Below are 19,421 nucleotides of genomic sequence, written 5' to 3' on the forward strand. Positions count from 1 at the left end.
TGGACCCATGCACGATGTGCGGAGCGAACAGGCAAATCCCTGTTCGCAAAACCACACATTTTCCTTCAGAGCCGGCTGACTGACAAACATCGTTGATGGCAACCGGGACGGGCGCTAGCATTTCAGCCAGCATCTTGAGGTTGGCCGTTTTGAGCATCGCCTACAGAAGGGAAATTGACGGCCTTCGGGCAATAGCTGTGTTGCCAGTGGTCTTCTACCACGCCGGATTGTCATGGCTGTCCGGCGGGTTTCTGGGTGTTGATGTCTTTTTCGTCATCAGCGGCTACTTGATCACCTCGCTTCTGATCGGGGATATTCAACGCGGACAGTTGTCCATCGTCGATTTCTACGAAAGGCGAGCCAGGCGGATTCTTCCGGCCCTTTTCGTGGTTCTTGCCGTGACGACCTGCCTGGCGTGGATCTGGATGCTGCCGGCCGATCTCAGGGTCTATTCGCGAAGCCTGTCATCCGTCGCGGTATTCCTGTCGAACGTCTTCTTCTTCCGGAACAAGGACTATTTCGCGGATGAATTCGACATGCATCCGCTCCTCCACACCTGGAGCCTTGCGGTGGAAGAACAGTTCTACCTGCTGTTTCCGCTACTGCTGCTGTTTCTGTTTCGAAGAGGGACCCGGACCTGCATCATTGGCCTGACGGTGTTGCTTTTGGCGAGTCTCTTGCTGGCGCAGTGGACATCGGAAAACGAACCCAGAGCAGGGTTCTACCTCATCTATACCCGCGCGTGGGAGCTTTTGGCCGGCGCGATATGCGCCTTCGTTCCGCGGCAGGACAAGGGGCGTTTCTCGACTGTGCTACCCCTGCTGGGCATGGCCGGGCTGCTGGTGTCTTACGTGATGTTCGACCGGTACACGCCGCACCCGTCAATCCTTACGGCCGTGCCCGTTCTGGGAACCGTTCTGGTCATCCTTTTCGCCAGCCAACGGGACCCGGTGGGGGCGCTGTTGTCGTCTCGGATCATGGTCTGGATCGGCCTGATCAGCTACAGCCTTTACCTGTGGCACTACCCGTTGTTGGTCTTTGCCAAGATCCGGAGTGTTCCGGCCCCAACACCGCTGACCATCGCCAGCCTTGTCGTGCTGGCCTTTGTGCTCTCCGCCTTGACATGGCGCTTCGTCGAGCAACCCTTTCGCCGTCGCAGGGAAGGTCTGTTCAGCCGCCGGGGGATCTTCATCGGAAGCGCCGCGATATCGGCTTTGGTGTTCTCGGTTGGGGTGGCGATCTTCGCAACCGATGGTGCGCCCGATCGCAAGGCGCTGCGCGATCTCGATCTGCCGAGACTGACCGAAAGCCTGGCTCCGAACCGCGGTTTGAGCAATGAATGCAACGGTCGGATGCCGGTGCCGGACAGCTGTGCGACTTCCGAGTCTCCCAAGGTTGCGGTTTGGGGGGACAGTTTCGCCATGCATCTGGTGGTCGGCCTGACCGCGGCCTATCCCGAGCTTGGGGTCGTCCAGCTGACCAAGTCGCTCTGCGCGCCGATCGCCGGTATCGCCTTTGCCGATCGCGGCCGGACCGGAGAATCCCCGCAAGCCTGTCTGGATTTCAGCGACCAGGTGCTGGATTATGTCACTTCGACCGACAGCATTGACTATGTCATCGTCTCATCGCCGTTCTACTACCTGTTCGAGCCGGGCGGACTTGCTGCCGTTGACGGCGCAATGGACCCCGAAGGCCCGCAGAGCACGGTTCTGCGGAACCTGGAAAAAACGCTCGAACGGCTTGTGTCTGCCGATAAAACCCCGATCGTTGTGTCTCCGCCCCCCTCGAATGGCCAAAACCTGGGCTATTGCGTGGTGAATGCCGAACTCCGAGGCGCTGACCCGGATCTGTGCGACTATTCGCTCGAGGACATACAGCCGGAGCTTCTTGAGGTGGGTGAGATGCTGCACCAGCTCGAGGGCCGCCACAAGGTCGTCTGGCTGGATCGGATACTTTGCGATGCTGACGGCATGTGCCGCGCCAGCGACGGCACGACGGCATACTATCGGGATGGTCGCCATCTCTCGAAAGAAGGTTCGCGCGAACTTGGGTGCCGCACCGGTGGATGGTTCCTGTTCGGGGACGAACCTAATGGGCCAGCCGACACTGGCGCTGTGGGTCCTGCTAATGACCGTCCCTGCAGCCAGTTTCAACAGAACGCCGACCTGGCCCAGAGCGCGCCGACCGGGGAGTGATTCCTCAGCCCTGCATTGGTCTGCCGCCCGCGCGCCGCGGTACTGCAGCGCGTGGCACGGGTTACGTCATCAGGTAATTTTATTCGAATATCCAATTCCGTGATAGGCTGCCGTCGTTTCCGGAACCAACCGAATGGAAATGCCACACCTGGGAGGGATTTTATGACCAAGTCTTTCGCAATCGTTTCACAACGTCCCTTGTGGACATTGGCCTGTCTGGCCGCGCTGACCGCCACATCCGTGTCCGCGCAGGAATTCCAGACCGAGCAGGACAGCACGGACGTCGTATTGGCACCTGATGATTTCTCTCCCTATGCGGGGCGGAATTTTCCCCAACGGCCGCTGTGGGGAGACTCGCATCTGCATACTTCGGTTTCGGTTGATGCCGGCACGATGACCCGGCTGACCCAGGAACAGGCGTTTCGCTTTGCCCGCGGCGAAGAGGTCACGACAACCCACGGCCTTCGGGCCAAGCTGTCCCGTCCGCTTGATTGGCTGGTCGTCTCGGACCATGCCGAGATGTACGGGCTGATGCCGCAACTGCTGGCCGGAGACGCCGAGGTTCTGGCGACACCCCAGGGCAAGGCCTGGTACGAGGCGCTGACGGCGGGTGACAGCCAGCTTGCGTTTGACACGGCAATGGAGATCGTCGCCTCGTTGTCGGATGACGTCCCGCCCATCGACAACCCGAAGGCCATCAAGCATGCGTGGGAGGCGTACACGGCCCTCGCGGACAGCTTCAACGAGCCGGGAGTCTTTTCAGCCATCATCGGCTATGAATACACCACCGAGGGCGCCAACAACCTGCACCGGAACGTGCTGTTCCGCGATGGGCGCGACCAGGCCAACCAGACCCGCCCGTTCTCGCAATATGACAGCAAGAACCCCGAGGACCTGTGGGCCTTTCTGGCCGAATACGAGGAACGGACAGGCGGCGAGGTCCTGGCCATCGCGCATAACGGCAACCTGTCGAACGGGCGGATGTTCTCTCTGAACGCTTATGATGGATCCGCACTGACCCAAGAGATCGCAAGTCTGCGCGCCCGGTTCGAGCCGCTGTACGAACCGACGCAGATCAAGGGCGACGGTGAGGCGCATCCGTTCCTCAGCCCCGATGATGAGTTCGCAGATTTCGACACATGGGACGCGGCCAATCTGAACGGAACCGAGTTGAAGCAACCAGAGATGCTGGCCGGTGAGTATGCACGCGAGGCGTTGAAGCGCGGGCTCAAGATCGAACAGGAGCTGGGTTTGAACCCGTTCAAGTTCGGGATGGTCGGCGCGACGGATTCGCATACCGGTATGGCAACGGCCCAGGAAGACAACTTTTTCGGCAAACATTCCGGGGTCGAGCCCGGCCCGAACCGCTGGGAACACCTGGTAATCGAAGCACCCGATCCAGAGCTGTCGATCTATGGCTGGAAACAGGCCGCTGGTGGACTGGGTGCGGTCTGGGCGACGGAAAACACCCGCGAGGCGATCTTTGACGCGATGCAGCGCAGGGAGACCTACGCGACCACGGGGTCGCGTATGGGGGTTCGGTTTTTCGGCGGCTATGACTTCACCGATGAGGATGCCGCAAGCCGTGTTCCTGCGGATGCCGGCTACAAAAAAGGCGTACCGATGGGGGGCAACCTGCAGGCGTCTCCCGATGGACGGGCTCCGAATTTCCTTGTTTTTGCATTGAAGGACCCGATTTCCGGCAACCTGGATCGCATCCAGATCGTCAAGGGCTGGGTCGATGCTGACGGGGCCTTGCAGGAGAAAGTCTACAACGTCGTCTGGGCCGGCGATCGCCAGATGGACGAGAACGGCAAACTGCCCGAAGTCGGCAACACCGTCGACGTCGAAAACGCCACGTGGACCAACACCATCGGGGCAAGTGAGTTGATCACCACGTGGCAGGATCCGGATTTCGACCCCAACCTGTCTGCGTTCTACTATGCCCGTGTGATTGAGATCCCGACCCCCCGCTGGACCGCCTACGAGGCCAAACGGTTCGGGATCGAGATGCCGGACTATGTTCCGATGATCACGACCGAACGGGCCTATACGTCGCCGATCTGGTACACCCCGGGATAAACGGTCGTTCCGTTGAGCGAAGCCCCGCCTCGCGCAGGCGGGGCGGTCTTGTTCATTCGGCTGGGTTGGGATTGCCGGCCACCGGCCTGCGGTTGTCCGCGTCTGTCGCTCCGAAACCGTGACGCAGCAGGATGAACACGAACAGGACCATGGTCAGAACAGCCAGAAGCGATCCGATCTGAGCAAGGGTTTCGCCCCTTTCGGTGATTGCCAGCACGATTCCGGGAACGAGCACCAGCACTGTTGCCACGGACAGCCCATAGTGGAGTTTCGCCAGACCGCTGCGCGCCGCCTCGGGGGTCAGAGCGTAGTAGAATCCGAACACTGCCAGCGCAACGAACCCGATCAGGTTCAAGTGGCCATGTGCCGGAGACAGCGTGTGATCATGGCTGGCCGACATCTGGATACCCCACAACATGCCCAAAACGGCAAATATGGCTGCGGTGGTCAGAAAAAAGATGGGCAATCTGGTCATAACGGTCTCCTTTGAATATCCGATGAGCCGCACGGGGCGTTAAAATCGGATTTTGCCGGAAAAGGTGTGTTCTACCGCGGGCATCCGAACCATGCTGCCCAACCCGGCCCGAACCGTCTGGCAGTGCGGCGTCGAGCACCGAAGGCCAGAAAAACATCGGCCTAGTCAGCGGTTCCAGAGCTGGTGGGATCGCGCGGTGTCGAACCCCGGTTCCTGCGACAGGTCAGGCTCTGTTTGGTCAATCATGGCTCGTTTCCCCTCGGCTGAGATTGAAACGAAGGCGCCTTCAATGGGCGGAAAAATACCAGCAGCTGTGAAATATGAAAAATTGATTATGTGAATAATAGATATTCACCTGGCGAATTTACTTTTGCTTGGGCAGAACCTGCGGTGATGCCTGGCGCGCCTTCCTTCTCGCATTGCCAAAAAATGAAAACCCCGCAGCCCATGCCGCGGAGTTTTAAGATTTCAGTCTGGTCCGGCTATCAGCCCTTCTTCAGGACCTCGCGGCCCAGCAGCTCGGCGATCTGAACCGCGTTCAGAGCCGCGCCTTTGCGCAGGTTGTCCGAGACACACCACAGGTTCAGGCCGTTTTCCACGGTCGAGTCCTGACGGATACGGCTGATGAAGGTGGCGAAATCGCCTACGCATTCAACCGGCGTGACATAGCCACCGGCCTCGCGCTTGTCGATCACCATCACGCCCGGAGCTTCGCGCAGGATGTCACGGGCCTCGTCCTCGTCCAGGAATTCCTCGAACTCGATGTTCACCGACTCCGAATGTCCGACGAAAACCGGCACCCGCACACAGGTTGCGGTGACCTTGATTGACGGGTCGACGATCTTCTTGGTCTCGACGACCATCTTCCACTCTTCCTTGGTCGAGCCGTCTTCCATGAACACGTCGATATGCGGAATGACGTTGAAGGCGATCTGCTTCTGGAATTTCTTCGGGGCGACCTCGTTGATCGGGTTGTAGACGGCTTTGGTCTGATCCCAAAGCTCATCCATGCCCTCTTTGCCGGCGCCCGAGACCGACTGGTAGGTCGAGACCACGACGCGCTTGATCTTGGCGCGGTCATGCAGCGGCTTCAGCGCCACCACCATCTGCGCGGTCGAGCAGTTGGGGTTGGCGATGATGTTTTTGTTCTTGTAGTCGTGGATCGCCTGAGGGTTGCACTCGGGCACGATCAGCGGGATCTCGGGATCGTAGCGATAGAGCGACGAGTTGTCGATCACCACGCAGCCAGCCGCTGCCGCCTTGGGGGCGTAATCCTTGGTCGCGGCCGAGCCCACGGCAAACAGAGCCATGTCCCAGCCGGTGAAATCGAAAGTGTCCAGGTCCTGGGTCTTGAGTGTCTTGTCGCCAAAGCTGACTTCGGTGCCCAGCGAACGACGGCTTGCCAGAACGGCAATTTCGTCCACGGGGAACTGGCGTTCAGCCAGGATGTTCAGCATTTCGCGGCCCACGTTACCCGTGGCGCCGACGACAACGACGCGATAGCCCATGTCTAGTCTCCTGAATTAAGGACGCGCGTTCATAGCCGCGTTGCAGAAAATAAAAAAGGGCCTTCGCGGCGGAATTGACCGAATGACGCAGTTTTACGGCGACTCAGGCTTTCAGCAGCTGCTGATAGAGCGCAACAAGCGCCTGCGCCTCGCCGTTGATGTCGAAATTCCGTTCGACATGGGCGCGGGCGGCCTGGCCTGCGCGGGCCAGGGAATCACGGTCCGTCAGCATCTCGACCGCGGCCGCGGTCAGCGCCGGAATGTCGCCCGGAGGCACCACCCGACCCAACCCCGGGTCGGTCACGATCTCGGAAAACGCGCCCACATCGGTGGCCACCACGGGCACGCCGCAGGCCATCGCTTCGAGGGGAGTCAGTCCGAACCCCTCCCAGCGTTGGGGGGCGATGAACAGATCCAGCACCTGGTACCATTGGGCGATCCTGTCCACTGTGACCTCGGGCTTGAACAGGATGCGGTCGGACAGGCCGGCCCGGACCACCTTGTCCTTCAGTTCGGTCAGGAAAGCACTGTGTTTCTCGGTCGCGCGGCCCATGACGATGCCATGCACGTCGGGGACCTGCCCGCACAGGTCGATCATCGCATCGACAAAAGCGTCGGTGCCCTTCTGGTGGCGGATGCGCCCGTAACAACCCAGCAACAGCCCGTCGGGCAGCCCCATCTGCGCGCGCAGCGCTGCCTTGTCCGCGGGTGGCGTGAAATCCTGCAGGTTGATGCCGTGCATGATCACCTGCGCGTCACGCTCGAGGTATCCGGCCGTCTTGCGCGAGGTGGCCACCACCGCGTCCATCTTGCCGATCAGCCAATTGGTATAGCCCGTATGCGCCCGCTGCGAGGCGCTGGTGAACAGCAGTTTCAGCCGCAGCCGCAGCAGGTCGCGCAGGATCAGGCCCAGCAGCATCTCGGTGTTGCGGCGGGCGTGCCAGACCCGCAGCGTCTTGCGCGACAGAAAGGGCAGGCGGCCCAGCGGGATGTGCGGGATGTCTTCAGGCAGGCCCGGGCCGGTGGCGGCGATGTCGATCCACTGCGCCTGCAACGGCACCAGCCGCGCGATCGTGGCGGTCACGCCGGACAGGCGGCGTTTCAGGTTGGGGGCGATTACAACGGGGTCGTTCACGGCGCGCGCTCCTGCGGGGTCTCACTCCATGCTGTCACGGCTGAACAGGTAGATCACACAGCCGATCGTCAGCGTGACGGCAAAGAAGGCGAATATCGCTGTGTAGGGTGCGGTTGGCCCCATGTCCACCGTCGCCGCATGGATGCGGCCGGTGGCGAATTGCGCCAGCCCCACGCCGCCGATCCCGAACAGGTTCAGCAGGGTCACGCCGCGCCCCACCAGATGCGCCGGGATGAAGGCGCGCCCATGCGCCATGATCACCGGGAAGGATGCCCCCAGAAATCCGATCAGCGCCATCAGCAGAACCGACAGCCAGACGGCATCGGCGACCCACAGCCCCAGCAGCCCCAGCGCCAGCACCGCCAGCGCGTTGCCGCCGAAGATCACCCATTTGCGGGTGTTCAGCAGCCGGTCCAGCGGCCCATAGGCAAAGGTGCCCGCGATCATCGCGGCGCCCATGACCAGCGTAGCCTGCCCGATCTGGGTGGCGCTCAGCCCGAACACGTCCAGCAGATAGGGACCGGCCCACAGCCCCCGCAGCGCGGCAGAGGGCGCATAGGCCACCAGCATCAGCGGCAAAATCGCCCACAGCGCAGGCTCGCGCAGCAGGTCCAGAACCGACCCTTTCTGCTCGGACACCACCCGCGCGGGGTCTTTGACCGTCACCCAGATGCCCACGGCCACCGCCCCCGAGATCGCGGCCAGCCCCGCCAGCGTCGCGCGCCAGCCCATCAGCTCGACCGCCAGCGCCGTGGGGTACGAGGCCACGAGGTTGCCAACCGACCCCACACCCAGCATCACCGCCGCCAGGGTCGCGAATTTCGCGGGCGGATATTCGCGGGCAAAGATGAAATACGAGGCCATCAGAACCGGCGAACACCCGACCCCGATCAACGCCATCGCCACCGCTACATGCAGGGGCGTCGTGGCCATCGCGAACACCGCAGCCCCACCCGCGCCGCCGATCAGCAGCAGAACCGCCGCCGTCTGCCGCGGGCCAACCCGGTCCAGCGCCCATCCCACCGGGATCTGCATTGCCGCAAAGACCAGAAACCACAAGCCTGAAGCCCAGGCCAGATCCTCGGGCGTGGCACCGATGTCGCGGGCCAGATCGGCGGTCAGAACCGCAAGGAACGCGCGGAAGAACTGGCTGAGGACATAGGCCAGACACAAGATCACCAAACCTGCCTGCATGTCAGTCTCCCTGCCGTCCGCCTCACCGGGATGCTTGGCACGTCCCGATGCCATGCACAAGCGCGTGTGATATGTTGCAGTATCGGGAAATGCCCCTGCACTACGCTATCATTGCGGCAAGCTAACGGGAGGGACAATGAAGACCGCCGATATCGGATTCTATGGCCGCGTACCCATTACGCGCGATTTTCTTGCCCTGTCGGATCCAGAACAATTCACCCCGGTCCCGGATGACTGGATCGTGGGCGTCGCCGATATCGTGGACTCGACCGGCGAAATCGCGCGTGGTCGCTACAAGACGGTGAACATGGTTGGTGCGGCGGTGATCTCAGGCATGATCAACGCGCTGGGCGGGCGGGTTTTTCCCTATGTATTTGGTGGCGACGGTGCCGGATTTGCCATCCCGAAGTGCGATGCCGACATGGCGCGCGACACCTTGGCCGCGCTGCGCAGTTGGGCGGAAACCGAGTTCGGCATCGCGCTACGTGCGGCTTTGGTTCCTGTGTCCGACGTGCGTGGGGAGGGGCACGACTTGCGGGTAGCGCGCTATGCGCCGTCCTCGGGGGTGGATTATGCCATGTTCACCGGTGGCGGACTGGCCTGGGCCGAGGCGCAGATGAAAGCTGGCCGGTACGAGGTTCCGCCCGCCGGGTCAGACGCGCAGCCCGACCTGACCGGTCTGTCCTGCCGCTGGTCCAACAGCCCTGCGCGGCATGGGCAGATCGTGTCACTTGTCATCCAGCCCACTGCGCAGGCGACAGAACGCGATTTTGCTGATCTGGCGCAATCAGTTCTGTCCGCATCTGAGGCTCTGGAGCGCGCGGGCCATCCCGTGCCGGCCGGCGGCCCTCCGATCAAGTGGCCACCTCCGGGTCTTGCACTGGATGCCCATGTCTCGCGCGCTGGGCGCAATCTGGCCGTGCGCAAGGCCGCGCTGCTTGTGCAGAACCTGCTGATTTGGCTGCTGTTCAAATCAGGCAAGCAACTGGGCGAGTTTGAGCCGGGCCACTACAAGAACATGGTCAGCCGAAATGCGGATTTCCGCAAGTTTGATGACGGGTTGAAGATGACGCTGGATTGTGACGACGAGACCCTGTCGCGCATCGCCCGGACCCTGGAAGATGCGCGCGGACGCGGCAAAATCAGATACGGCATCCATTCCCAGCAAGAGGCGATGATGACCTGCTTCGTGCCCGCCGCCACGCGCGACGATCACGTACATTTCGTCGATGGTGCATCGGGCGGCTATGCGCAGGCCGCCGCCGAAATGCAGGGATGAGCCGCTCTCAGGGACGCCATTTCGCGGCCAGCCCGCGGGCGGCCTGAGCCAGCAGCATGACGTCGATACCGACCGCCAGGAACTGCGCGCCCATGTCCCGATACGCTTGAACCGCTTCATCATTGGTGCCCAGAATACCCGGCGCCTTGCCTGCTGCCCGGATCCGTTTCAAAGCATCCGCGATGGCGGTGCGGACCTCTGGCACCGTGCTGTCGCCTTTGTAACCCATGTCGGTGGACAGATCAGCCGGGCCGATGAAAACGCCGTCCACGCCCTCGACCTGAAGGATGTCGTCCAGCGCGGCCATGCCCGCAAGGTTTTCCACCTGAACCAGCAAACAGATCTCGGGGTCGGCCGTGGCCACGTAATCGGGGATCGTGCCGTACATTGTCGCCCGTGTTGCGGCGGCCCCGACACCCCGCACACCTCCGGGCGGGTACTGGCAGGCCCGAACCAGCTCGCGCGCCTGATCTGCGCTTTCGACCATCGGCACCAGAATCGTCTGAGCGCCGGCATCCAGCACGGTCTTGATCATCCAGGTCTCGCCGACGGGCAGCCGCACCACCGCGTGCGAAGGGCTGTTGGCCAGCGCAATCAGTTGATCGCGGATCGAACGGATGTCATTCGGCGCATGTTCGCCATCGATCACCAGCCAGTCGAAACCGGCGGTTCCCATGATTTCCGCGGTGATGGCTTCAGCAAAGCTCATCCAGCAGCCGATCTGCATTTCGCCCTTTGTCAGAGCCTGTTTGAACGGGTTTTTGGGGGCGGGCATCAGCGGTCCTCCTGCGGGGGTGTGGGCAAGGTGCGGGCGATTTCGGTGATCACGTCAAAGGCCATCCGGACGTCCTCCTCGGTGGTTTCGAACTGGCCGGCCTGAAAGCGGATGACGATGTCGCCATCGACCCGGGTCTGGGTCAGATAGATTCGCCCGTCATCATTGATGGCGTTGACCAGCCGCAGGTTCAGGTCGTCCAGATCCGCAGCATCGGCCGGTTCATAGCGGAAGGTCCACAGGGACCACATAGGCGGGGTGACGATCCGAAAATCCGGCTCGGCCGCCAGTCGGTCATGCAGGTCGCGCGACCAGTTGACGTGGTTGCGCAGCCGCGCGCGCAGCCCTTCCAGCCCGTAGGCGCGGATCACGAACCACAGTTTCAGCGCCCGAAACCGGCGGCCCAGCGGCACCGACCATTCCGAAAAGTTGATGATCCCGTCCTGACCATGGGTTTTCAGATATTCGGGACTGATCGCCAGCGTCTGCACCAGATCGTCGGGGTTTTTCAGGAAATGCGCGCAGCAGTCGAACTGAACCCCCAACCATTTGTGCGGGTTGAAGACGATGCTGTCGGCTTGGTCGATCCCCGGCCAATAGTGGCGGTATTCGGGGCAGATCATCGCCGACCCGGCCCAGGCTGCATCCACATGCGTGTACAGCCCGTATTTCTGCGCGACTTCCAGACACTCATCCACCGGATCGGTCGCGCCGGTTCCGGTGCCGCCGACGCACAGGATCACTCCCGTGGGGTGAAGGCCGGCGTCCAGATCGGCCCGGATCGCGGCTTCGAGCGCTGCGGGGTCCATCCCGCGCCAGTCACCCTTGATCGGGACGCGCACCAGATTGTCCTGCCCGATCCCGGCTACCCAGATGGCGCGGTCGACCGATGTGTGCACCTCGGACGAGCAATAGACGCGCAAGGGTGTCTGCCCGAACAGGCCCTGACGGTTGCCCTGCCAGTTCAGCGCCTTTTCCCGCATGGTCAGAACGGCGGCCAGCGTGGCCGACGAGGCTGAGTCCTGGATTACCCCGGCAAAGCCTTCGGGCAGGTCCAGCGCCTGCCGCAGCCAGTCCATCATCCGGGTTTCCATCTCGGTCGCCGCGGGCGAGGTCTGCCACAACATGCATTGCGGCGCGATCGCGCTGGCCAGAAACTCGGCCAGCACGGACGGCGCCGAGGCGTTCGAGTTGAAATAGGCGAAGAAGCGCGGGTGCTGCCAGTGGGTGATGCCGGGCATCACGATCTGTTCGAAATCCTGGAAAATCCCTTCTATCGGTTCGCCTTGTTCCGGCGCCGTCGCGGGAAGCGCGTTCAGCACCTCGCCGGGCTCGGTCCGGGCGCGCACCGGGTGCTGGCCGACGGTTTGGTGATAATGTTGCGTCCACTCGGAAATGCGTTTGCCCCATTCCGAGAATTCATCCCATCTCATCTGCCCTGCCTTCCGCCTTCGCATCTTTCGCGGGCAAGTGATGGCGATGCAGGCGGGCAGGTCAATCAAATTCCGGACGACGAGGGCGCTGTGAGGTGGGACCGTGGCGCCCGTTCGATCCAAATTCAGGCTCTAATAAAGAAAAACGCACCGGTTGTGCGGATCGGAGAACCCCGCCGGAGAAACTAGGGGTCGACTCCGGCGGGGTGGCCAGACGGTGTCTGAAGTTATTTGCCTGGCCCGGGGCCGAAGAATCCCTGTGTTGAAGGGCTCCGGCCCTGAATCGGAGAATGTGAGGTGCCCAAATTGCACCCCGACAGCGCAGCCCAAGCACCCAGGGGGATGAGGCCAGAGCGGCGGTTCTCCGAAACCGTAATTTTTCCTTGGTATTCGTGACGGTGGCACGCTGATGAACAAAGCTTGATTGGCTGGGCGCGCCGACCGCCTGAAAGAAAACCTAGCGCACCTGACCGCGAAACCAAGTCGCAATAAAGTGACGCGGCCAGTGGGCCTGTTGCGCTGCCTTCGAATATCTGCCCGATATTTCCGTTCATGATGCGCGGCCTGTGCGGTTTATTAAACAGGGCGGTCCCAAGTTTCCCTGGAATAAAGACGGATAGTCTGCGCGGATGAAACTGGTTTGCGCCCAGGTCCGCGGCCTTGGCAACTTCGCGCCGAAACGTACAGGCGGGCCGGCAATAATCGGCGTGTTTGCCGGGTTGAACAGCGGAGTGTCTCCTTTAGTCTGCGCTGCAATATGAAGGAAAGGATGCAATATGGCCAAATCTCTGTTTTCCCTGCCGGATGTGGTGCAGATACCAGTAGTTGGAGAGGCCAACACCTATCCGGTGGGGCGCATCTTCTGCGTGGGACGGAACTATGCCGCCCATGCGGCCGAGATGGGAAACGAGGTTGACCGCGAGGCGCCGTTCTATTTCACCAAGTCCCCGCAGAATGCCATTCTGACCGGGCAAACCGTGCCTTACCCGCCGGGCACCGAGAATTATCATCACGAAATGGAACTGGCTCTGGCCATTGGTCGCCCGGTGTTTCAGGCGACGTCGCAGCAGGCTTGGGATGCCGTGTTCGGATATTGCTGCGCGCTGGACATGACCCGGCGCGACCTGCAGATCCGCGAGCGCAACAAGCAGCGCCCCTGGGATCTGGGCAAGGATGTGGAAAATGGCGCGGTGTTCGCGCCGCTGACCCGCGCCGCCGATTGGGCGCCGACCGATGACATCCGCATCCATCTGAGCGTGAACGGTGAGGTCCGGCAGGACGCCACCCTGTCCGAACTGATCTGGAAGATCGACGAGATCGTCACGCACCTGTCCCGGTTCTATCACCTGCGGCCCGGCGACCTGATCCTGACCGGAACGCCCGCCGGTGTCGGCCCGGTCGTCGCCGGAGATGTGCTGACCGGCGGTATCGACGGGTTGGATCCCATCCGCCTGACCCTCGGGCCGGCGGAATAGACCCTAAGAAGGGGCTTTCAGCCGCTCAAACAGGCGCGCGCAGCCAGTCTGTGGCAAAGGCGACCTGTTCCAGTCCTGCAAAACGGCGTACCCGGTCCAACTCGGCCTCGAGCCGCCGGGTGCGGGCGTGCGACCACTTGACCCCGCGCTCGGGCCACAGGGCGCGGACCCGCAAGATGCCTTCGTCGCGATGGGCCTTCATGTCGATCCGTCCGATCAGACGGTCTTTCTCGAGCAGCGGAAAGACGTAGTACCCATAGGTGCGCCTGGCCTCGGGCACGAAAACCTCGATCCGATAGTGGAAGCCGAACAGGCGCTGGGCGCGGTTGCGGTCGCGCAGCATCGGGTCGAACGGGCTGAGCACGCGGATTCGCCCCGGCGCGGGGGCAGGGTCGGCAGCCTGGTCAGCCAAGCCTGGTGGCGCGAACACGCGGCGCATTCGACCATCGGCACATTCCACCTCGATTTCCTGCAGATCACCCCGTGTCAAAGCCTGTTTGCACCACTCTTTCGCCTCGGCGGCGGTGACCGTGTCCCAAAAGGCGGCCAGTTCGCCCGAGGTGGCAAAGCCCAACCGGTCGAGCGCCGCGTGGCACAGCCAGTCCACCGTCGCTTGATGATCGCACTCCATCACGCCGGGGCATAGATGGGTATCGATCACGCGCTCGGTCAGGTCGTATTGCTTTTGAAACCCTCGGCGCCCTACCACCGTCAGCGCGCCCGAGCGCCACAGGTATTCCAGCGCCGTTTTTGAGGGATGCCAATCCCACCACCCGCTCGAGCCCTTTTTCTCATCCTGCCCCAGATCGGCCGAGCACACCGGGCCGTGGTCGCGGATGTGCCGCAGCACGGTTTCGAACTGCTGTTCGAACCCGTCGCGCCGCCAGTTGCGCCAGCGGGCCCGCAGCATCTCGGCGTCGCGCTGGAAGCGCAGGTGCCAATGCGGGTAGAATGCCATCGGGATCACGGCGGCGTCGTGGGTCCAGTGTTCGAACAGGCCGCGGTCGCGCTCGTACAGGCGCTTTAGGTCGTTCGGCCGATAAGACGGGCGGCGCGAGAACAGGATCATGTCATGGGCGCGCGCCACGGTGTTGATGCTGTCGAGCTGCACGAAACCCAGCCGGTGGATCAGATGCAGCAGATCGGGCCCTTTGGCCGGACCTGCGGGCTGTTCCGCCAGCGCATGACGATCCATGAACAACGCACGGGCGGTTCGGTTGTCGAGTTGTTGCAGCTTGCCCCGTTCAGCGCCGCTTGAGCGTGTCGCCATAGCTGATCTTGGGGGTCAAGGTTATGCGTGTTTCGATCTCGGTATTCGGGTCGGCCAGTTGGGCGGCGATGATTTCTGCGGCCTTGCGACCGATTTCAAGCCGGCAGGCGTCCATGGTGGCCAGCTTGCGCGGCAGACCCTGCAGCAGTTCGACGTTGTTGAATCCCGCAAGGCCGATCTGTCCGGGCACGTCGATACCCTGCTCAAGCAGGTACAGCAGCCCGCCCGCGCCGATCATGTCGTTGGAATAATACAGGAAATCCAACTCCGGAGAGCGGTCGAGCATGGCCTTTGTCATCTCGCGCCCCTTGGCCAGGGCCGAGCCGCCGGAATAAAACTCTCGGTCCTCGATCTCGATCCCGTGCTTGCCCAGAACTTCGGTGAAGCCCTCGAACCGTTTGCGCGCGCGGTGGTCCAGCGGCATCTTGGTCCCCATGAAGCCGATATGCTGATACCCGGCCTTCAGGATCGCCTGCGCCATCTCGCGCCCGGCCCGGCGGTGCGAAATGCCCACCATCGCGTCCACAGGCTTGCCGTCCGTATCCATGATCTCGACCACCGGAATGCCCGCCGAATCCAGCATGGCCCGCGCGGCCTCGGTGTGTTCCAGCCCGGCGATGATCACGCCGGAAGGCCGCCACGACAGCATCTCGTACAGGACCTTTTCCTCTTTTTCCGGCAGATAGTCGGTGACGCCGACCACGGGCTGCAGCTCGGTATCCTCAAGCACCTGGTTGATGCCGGTCAGCACCTCTGGGAAGACCATGTTCGACAGCGACGGGATGATCACCGCCACCAGGTTCACCCGGCTCGAGGCCAGTGCGCCGGCGATCTTGTTGGGCACATATCCCAGCTCTTTCGCGGCGGCCAGAACCCGGGTGCGGGTCGCGTCCGACACATCGCCCCGATTGCGCAGGACCCGGCTGACCGTCATTTCCGACACACCGGACGCTTCTGAGACATCACGGAGGGTAAGCGGGCGTTTCGTTTCTGTTGTCACCGGGGATACCTGCATTGTTGTTTCCCCGATGCTAGCGCGAACAGGGCAATCTGTTCAACTGTTGTGCAAAGGTCATGACAAGCCGAAAAAACCCGGCTACAGAAGGCGCCGCGCGGCCCCGTGGCTCAACTGGATAGAGCAGCCCCCTCCTAAGGGGCAGGTTGCAGGTTCGAATCCTGCCGGGGTCGCCAGCAACTCAGCGCGAGTCGGATTTCGGGTTCGGTTTCACCGCTCAACCGCGATGGCGCGCTTACTTCGTACATGCAGTCCTGGCGATCCTGTTTGCCGTGCATACACTTCTTTTGGTGCAGTCGCCCTGAGAGTTTCTGCCTCTCTCAAATCTGCATTCTGGTGCGGTTTTGGACCAGCCTCGGCTCGTCGTGCATTTGGTATTCCCAGTGCATTGCGCTCCACCGCAGGTTTTCGGCTGCCATTTTCGGTAGGAATCGTATGAGCGCCACCCCTCTGGGCATGCTCCGCCCGCGAACGCGCAAGCGGTCTTTCCCTTGATCGTGACGGTTTTTCCTCCCGCACCATTGCACTCTGCTGCCGTTGGGGCCGCACTTCCGGGAAGTGGCGATACCAACACCAAACACAGACCAACCAAAGATAGTATCTCAAGAACACGCATAGCGTTCTCCTTGCTGCGCGACAGGCAAGTCCAAGCTTACGTGACCGACAGACAATCCCAAAGGGTCAATCCCACGGTACCTTCGAGACGATGTATCGCGGGGATCATCTGCTCTTTGAAGCACCGCAGCATTGGCCCGCGGACAGTCAGTATTCCGCGTTTGACAGCTTGTTAAGGCAACGGCTGATCGGTGCGCCTTTGGGCAGGGCACAGTACACGTCCGACCGCATGTCGGCCGACGGGGATACACCTCCTCCAATCAAGATCACCAGGAACTCCTCAACCGGGGGCAACAGCGTATCGGCGTTCTCAATCGTCTCTTCGGTCGAGACTGTCCGGAATGCCTCAAACAGTGGAAGGGTGATTTCGCCTTCTACGCCGTCAGGATGTTCGTCCAGAAACTGGCGCGCGCCCCAGTCAGGGTCTGTGAAGAATCTGTGATAGTAGGTGCGGTCCAACCGATCTTTCTGGATTTCCAGACTTTCCGGGACAACGCCTCCGTCGCGGACGCCCTGATAGATTTCCATGATCTTGCCGTGGACCTCGGGCCATGCGCTGGCTTCGACGGTCGCGCTCAGCGCGATCACGGCCTTGTTCTTGCCCACGACCACAAAGTCCGCACGTGGATCGTAGGATGCGCGCATGGACTGGCGGATGACCCGAAACATCTCCGAGCCCTGATTGGCGCCGATGTAGTCAACAAGAAGGTTCGAGCCAAGCTGGTCCTGTGCGTTCGAAAACGCCTTTGCATTGGCAAGCAGGATCAACATTTCGGATGCGTCGGGATCGGCGAGATGCACGATACCTTTGGGCAGGGCAAAGGGCGCCCCGTTCGCGCCCGTCCACCCTTCGGCCCATTTGCTCAGGGCGCGCCCCAGCCGGAACCGCGCGCCCGGCAGCGAATTGATCAATCGGACGGTGCGGCGCGTTACCTCTTCTCCCTCTGATCTGAGGATGACCTGAGCAGGTCGTCCGAACTGAAAGTCGGTTTCAAGGGTTTCTTCGTCCGTGGCGGCAGGGTCGAATTCCAGATAATTGGTAATCTCGTTCAACACATCCGACGGCTGTCTGGTTCTGGTCGAGATAACTGGGCGAGACGTCTCAAGCTCTCGTGCGTACCAGTTTGGTGTGTATCGGGGTTCGAGCAATACGTTCTCGAGGTGCACCAGGACTTCCGGGAAGACGTCGCTTGGCGCCGAGACGGTGAGCGTCAGGTTCTTGCCGCTTCTGCCGATTTTCTGTTCGACACCTTTCAGCTTCAGGAACGAACTGACTTCGTAGGATGAGCGGGTCGAGGTCCCACCTGTCACCACGCTCGCAATGGCGGCGGACATGGCGGCAGTGCGGTCCAGCGTCGGGTGGTCAATCGTCCAAACCAGGGTCAGCGCGGACGTGCCGTTCTCGAGCGGAGAGAGCTCGACCAGTTTTGTTTCGCCTGCAGTCGCAATCAATTCTGCCTGTGCCCGCTCACCTTGCAGCAAGGTAAGCGCCACAAAGAGAACTGTGAGAAGCCGGCCCTTGAAAACGCTCATGTCAGTCAGCTTTCTCTGCAAGAACAAAAGACGTCGCCGAGGGCTGCAAGACTTTTTCCGCAAAATCGATAACTTCCTGATCTGTGGTGTTGCTCAGTGTTTCGGCAAAGACCGACGGGCTGATGGGTGGGAATCCATCGGCGGCGACGTTCTGCAGAAACCACAGAAAGACAGAGGGACGGCGGGCCATGTTTTGGGACCAGACCACCTCCTTTTGACGAAGCTGATGAATTTCGTATTTGCTGATGGGCTCGTCCAGCAAGCCAGCCAAGGTCTCGGTCAGCAGATCCTTGGCTTCATCCACGGTGAAGCCAGGCATGAGTTGCAGGTCGATCACCAGTTCAACATCGGCATTCTTCGCAAAATACCAGTTGACGCCATGGTTGAGTATCCGCGTGTCCTCGTGCCGCAGGACCTTGGCGATCCGTTCGTTCAGAATCCCGCTTGCGATGAAGAACGCGCCTTGCATGTCGATGCTCGTGGAGCGGTCTTCGAATTCCCCGAATTTTGCGAACAGCACGGTGTCGCGTTGCAACCGATCCGACTGCAGGCGCACGACGGACTGTTTCCCCGGATTCGGCTTTTGATCCAACCACGGTTTTTTCGGAGCCTCCGATGGTTCGGTATCGCCAAACACCCGCGCCACCAGTTCTTCGGCCCGGGCTGGGTCAATGTTGCCGGAGACGATCAACGTCACGTTGGACGGCACATAGTGTTCCTTGTGAAACTGATAGGCCTTTTCGAGGCTCAGCTTGGGCAGATCCTCGACGGTGTTGTCTGCCCGGCCGCGCAAAGTGCCGTAGAGGTTTTGAAGTGCCATTCGGCTGAGCCAGCGAAACGGATATTGCCGTTCACGCAGCAAGGTTTCCCGCTGGACGATAGCGACTTCGCTCTCCGCAAATTGCGTGGATACGGATGGCGTGTCCAGAACGGCCCGGGAAAGCCGCAACAGCATCTCCGCCTCGGATGGCAGTCCGGAATTCGTGTACACTGTCGCGACATTGTGCGTGGTGGCGTAGATGTCGCGTTCGCGCGGTTTTCTGAGAATGGTGGCGTCGGCCGAGAACGCGGCGAGATGCTCGGTCAGATGGGCTGTGCCGGACGGGTCCGGGTCGTCATACGACCCCGAAAGAACAATCAACTGAACATCCACGCGGTCGAAGTCGTTCACGGGAACCACATATGCCGCGTGCAGCCCGCCTTTTTGGGCAAGCGGAATGACGCTCTGTGCCTGGGCGGATCCGGAAAAACCCAAAAAGACGATCGACAAGAAAAATACGGCGGCGCGCATCAAAATCCTTTGAACTATTTGATTTTCGCTGAAACGCCGGTCAGCCGACGCTCAACCAAAGGGGCAACGGTTGTATCAATGCTTGCGGCGTGCGGGGTGTTTTTCAAGTCGCAAAAGGCATAGCAAATCGGGGTGTGCTTCTGAGG

The 19,421-nt window shown here is 61.4% G+C and carries 14 protein-coding genes and 1 tRNA gene; 5 read left to right on the top strand and 10 right to left on the bottom strand.

Features of this window, described 5'->3' with window-relative positions; translation table 11 throughout:
• Positions 1-95 precede the first annotated feature (95 nt).
• Together ACR3EL_RS00485 and ACR3EL_RS00490 are read left to right on the top strand one after the other, a co-directional pair.
• Positions 96-2,195: an acyltransferase family protein gene (locus tag ACR3EL_RS00485; protein ID WP_254437804.1), complete on the top strand. Its 2,100-nt coding sequence runs from the start codon at positions 96-98 to the stop codon at positions 2,193-2,195.
• Positions 2,196-2,357: 162 nt separating this feature from the next.
• Positions 2,358-4,277, top strand: coding sequence for a DUF3604 domain-containing protein (locus tag ACR3EL_RS00490; protein ID WP_480719990.1), 1,920 nt, complete (start codon positions 2,358-2,360; stop codon positions 4,275-4,277).
• Positions 4,278-4,329: 52 nt separating this feature from the next.
• On the opposite strand, the gene ACR3EL_RS00495 is transcribed toward ACR3EL_RS00490, so the two are convergent.
• The 4 genes from ACR3EL_RS00495 to ACR3EL_RS00510 form a co-directional block, all read right to left on the bottom strand.
• Positions 4,330-4,752, bottom strand: coding sequence for a hypothetical protein (locus tag ACR3EL_RS00495; RefSeq protein WP_170340791.1), 423 nt, complete (start codon positions 4,750-4,752; stop codon positions 4,330-4,332).
• Positions 4,753-5,237: 485 nt separating this feature from the next.
• The gene (locus tag ACR3EL_RS00500; protein WP_170340798.1) at positions 5,238-6,260 is read right to left on the bottom strand and encodes an aspartate-semialdehyde dehydrogenase; all 1,023 of its coding nucleotides are present in this window, start codon (positions 6,258-6,260) and stop codon (positions 5,238-5,240) included.
• Between the two features lie 103 nt (positions 6,261-6,363).
• Entirely contained in the window at positions 6,364-7,395 is a 1,032-nt protein-coding gene (locus tag ACR3EL_RS00505) for a glycosyltransferase family 4 protein (RefSeq protein ID WP_480719992.1), read from the bottom strand.
• Between the two features lie 21 nt (positions 7,396-7,416).
• Positions 7,417-8,589: an MFS transporter gene (locus ACR3EL_RS00510; RefSeq protein WP_480719994.1), complete on the bottom strand. Its 1,173-nt coding sequence runs from the start codon at positions 8,587-8,589 to the stop codon at positions 7,417-7,419.
• A gap of 136 nt (positions 8,590-8,725) precedes the next feature.
• Here ACR3EL_RS00510 and ACR3EL_RS00515 point away from each other — a divergent pair, with 136 nt between their 5' ends.
• Positions 8,726-9,868, top strand: a complete 1,143-nt coding sequence (locus ACR3EL_RS00515; protein ID WP_170369027.1) for a DUF3095 domain-containing protein — start codon at positions 8,726-8,728, stop codon at positions 9,866-9,868.
• A 7-nt stretch (positions 9,869-9,875) separates the two neighbouring features.
• Here ACR3EL_RS00515 and ACR3EL_RS00520 read toward each other — a convergent pair whose 3' ends face one another.
• Together ACR3EL_RS00520 and ACR3EL_RS00525 are read right to left on the bottom strand one after the other, a co-directional pair.
• A complete protein-coding gene (locus ACR3EL_RS00520; protein ID WP_170340803.1) occupies positions 9,876-10,643 on the bottom strand; it encodes an HpcH/HpaI aldolase family protein in 768 nt (255 codons plus the stop codon).
• Positions 10,643-12,076: a pyridoxal phosphate-dependent decarboxylase family protein gene (locus tag ACR3EL_RS00525; RefSeq protein WP_170369028.1), complete on the bottom strand. Its 1,434-nt coding sequence runs from the start codon at positions 12,074-12,076 to the stop codon at positions 10,643-10,645. Before ACR3EL_RS00525 ends, ACR3EL_RS00520 begins: the two co-directional genes overlap by 1 nt.
• Before the next feature lie 776 nt (positions 12,077-12,852).
• Between ACR3EL_RS00525 and ACR3EL_RS00530 the strand changes: the two genes are divergently transcribed.
• Positions 12,853-13,551 (top strand): fumarylacetoacetate hydrolase family protein, encoded by a 699-nt coding sequence (locus tag ACR3EL_RS00530; RefSeq protein WP_170340805.1) that lies wholly within the window; start codon positions 12,853-12,855, stop codon positions 13,549-13,551.
• A gap of 25 nt (positions 13,552-13,576) precedes the next feature.
• On the opposite strand, the gene ACR3EL_RS00535 is transcribed toward ACR3EL_RS00530, so the two are convergent.
• Both ACR3EL_RS00535 and ACR3EL_RS00540 read right to left on the bottom strand, forming a co-directional pair.
• Entirely contained in the window at positions 13,577-14,821 is a 1,245-nt protein-coding gene (locus tag ACR3EL_RS00535; protein ID WP_170340807.1) for a winged helix-turn-helix domain-containing protein, read from the bottom strand.
• Positions 14,796-15,821 (bottom strand): LacI family DNA-binding transcriptional regulator, encoded by a 1,026-nt coding sequence (locus ACR3EL_RS00540; RefSeq protein ID WP_170340809.1) that lies wholly within the window; start codon positions 15,819-15,821, stop codon positions 14,796-14,798. Before ACR3EL_RS00540 ends, ACR3EL_RS00535 begins: the two co-directional genes overlap by 26 nt.
• A gap of 114 nt (positions 15,822-15,935) precedes the next feature.
• On the opposite strand from ACR3EL_RS00540, the gene ACR3EL_RS00545 reads away from it, so the two are divergent.
• Positions 15,936-16,012, top strand: a tRNA-Arg gene (locus ACR3EL_RS00545).
• A gap of 586 nt (positions 16,013-16,598) precedes the next feature.
• Here ACR3EL_RS00545 and ACR3EL_RS00550 read toward each other — a convergent pair.
• Together ACR3EL_RS00550 and ACR3EL_RS00555 are read right to left on the bottom strand one after the other, a co-directional pair.
• The gene (locus ACR3EL_RS00550) at positions 16,599-17,984 is read right to left on the bottom strand and encodes a peptidase M16 family protein (RefSeq protein ID WP_480719999.1); all 1,386 of its coding nucleotides are present in this window, start codon (positions 17,982-17,984) and stop codon (positions 16,599-16,601) included.
• A gap of 1 nt (position 17,985) precedes the next feature.
• Complete coding sequence (locus tag ACR3EL_RS00555) at positions 17,986-19,275, bottom strand: M16 family metallopeptidase (protein ID WP_480720003.1); 1,290 nt, start codon at positions 19,273-19,275, stop codon at positions 17,986-17,988.
• Positions 19,276-19,421 lie beyond the last annotated feature (146 nt).

The sequence above is a fragment of the Ruegeria sp. BJ3 genome, assembly GCF_056535665.1.

Bases quoted from the DNA above. Each gene is read 5' to 3' on its own strand.
- ACR3EL_RS00485 (WP_254437804.1), top strand. From the start codon at position 96: ATGGCAACCGGGACGGGCGCTAGCATTTCAGCCAGCATCTTGAGGTTG.
- ACR3EL_RS00510 (WP_480719994.1), bottom strand. From the start codon at position 8,589: ATGCAGGCAGGTTTGGTGATCTTGTGTCTGGCCTATGTCCTCAGCCAG.
- ACR3EL_RS00555 (WP_480720003.1), bottom strand. From the start codon at position 19,275: ATGCGCGCCGCCGTATTTTTCTTGTCGATCGTCTTTTTGGGTTTTTCC.
- ACR3EL_RS00535 (WP_170340807.1), bottom strand. From the start codon at position 14,821: ATGGCGACACGCTCAAGCGGCGCTGAACGGGGCAAGCTGCAACAACTC.
- ACR3EL_RS00490 (WP_480719990.1), top strand. From the start codon at position 2,358: ATGACCAAGTCTTTCGCAATCGTTTCACAACGTCCCTTGTGGACATTG.
- ACR3EL_RS00495 (WP_170340791.1), bottom strand. From the start codon at position 4,752: ATGACCAGATTGCCCATCTTTTTTCTGACCACCGCAGCCATATTTGCC.
- ACR3EL_RS00520 (WP_170340803.1), bottom strand. From the start codon at position 10,643: ATGCCCGCCCCCAAAAACCCGTTCAAACAGGCTCTGACAAAGGGCGAA.
- ACR3EL_RS00530 (WP_170340805.1), top strand. From the start codon at position 12,853: ATGGCCAAATCTCTGTTTTCCCTGCCGGATGTGGTGCAGATACCAGTA.
- ACR3EL_RS00525 (WP_170369028.1), bottom strand. From the start codon at position 12,076: ATGAGATGGGATGAATTCTCGGAATGGGGCAAACGCATTTCCGAGTGG.
- ACR3EL_RS00550 (WP_480719999.1), bottom strand. From the start codon at position 17,984: ATGAGCGTTTTCAAGGGCCGGCTTCTCACAGTTCTCTTTGTGGCGCTT.
- ACR3EL_RS00515 (WP_170369027.1), top strand. From the start codon at position 8,726: ATGAAGACCGCCGATATCGGATTCTATGGCCGCGTACCCATTACGCGC.
- ACR3EL_RS00500 (WP_170340798.1), bottom strand. From the start codon at position 6,260: ATGGGCTATCGCGTCGTTGTCGTCGGCGCCACGGGTAACGTGGGCCGC.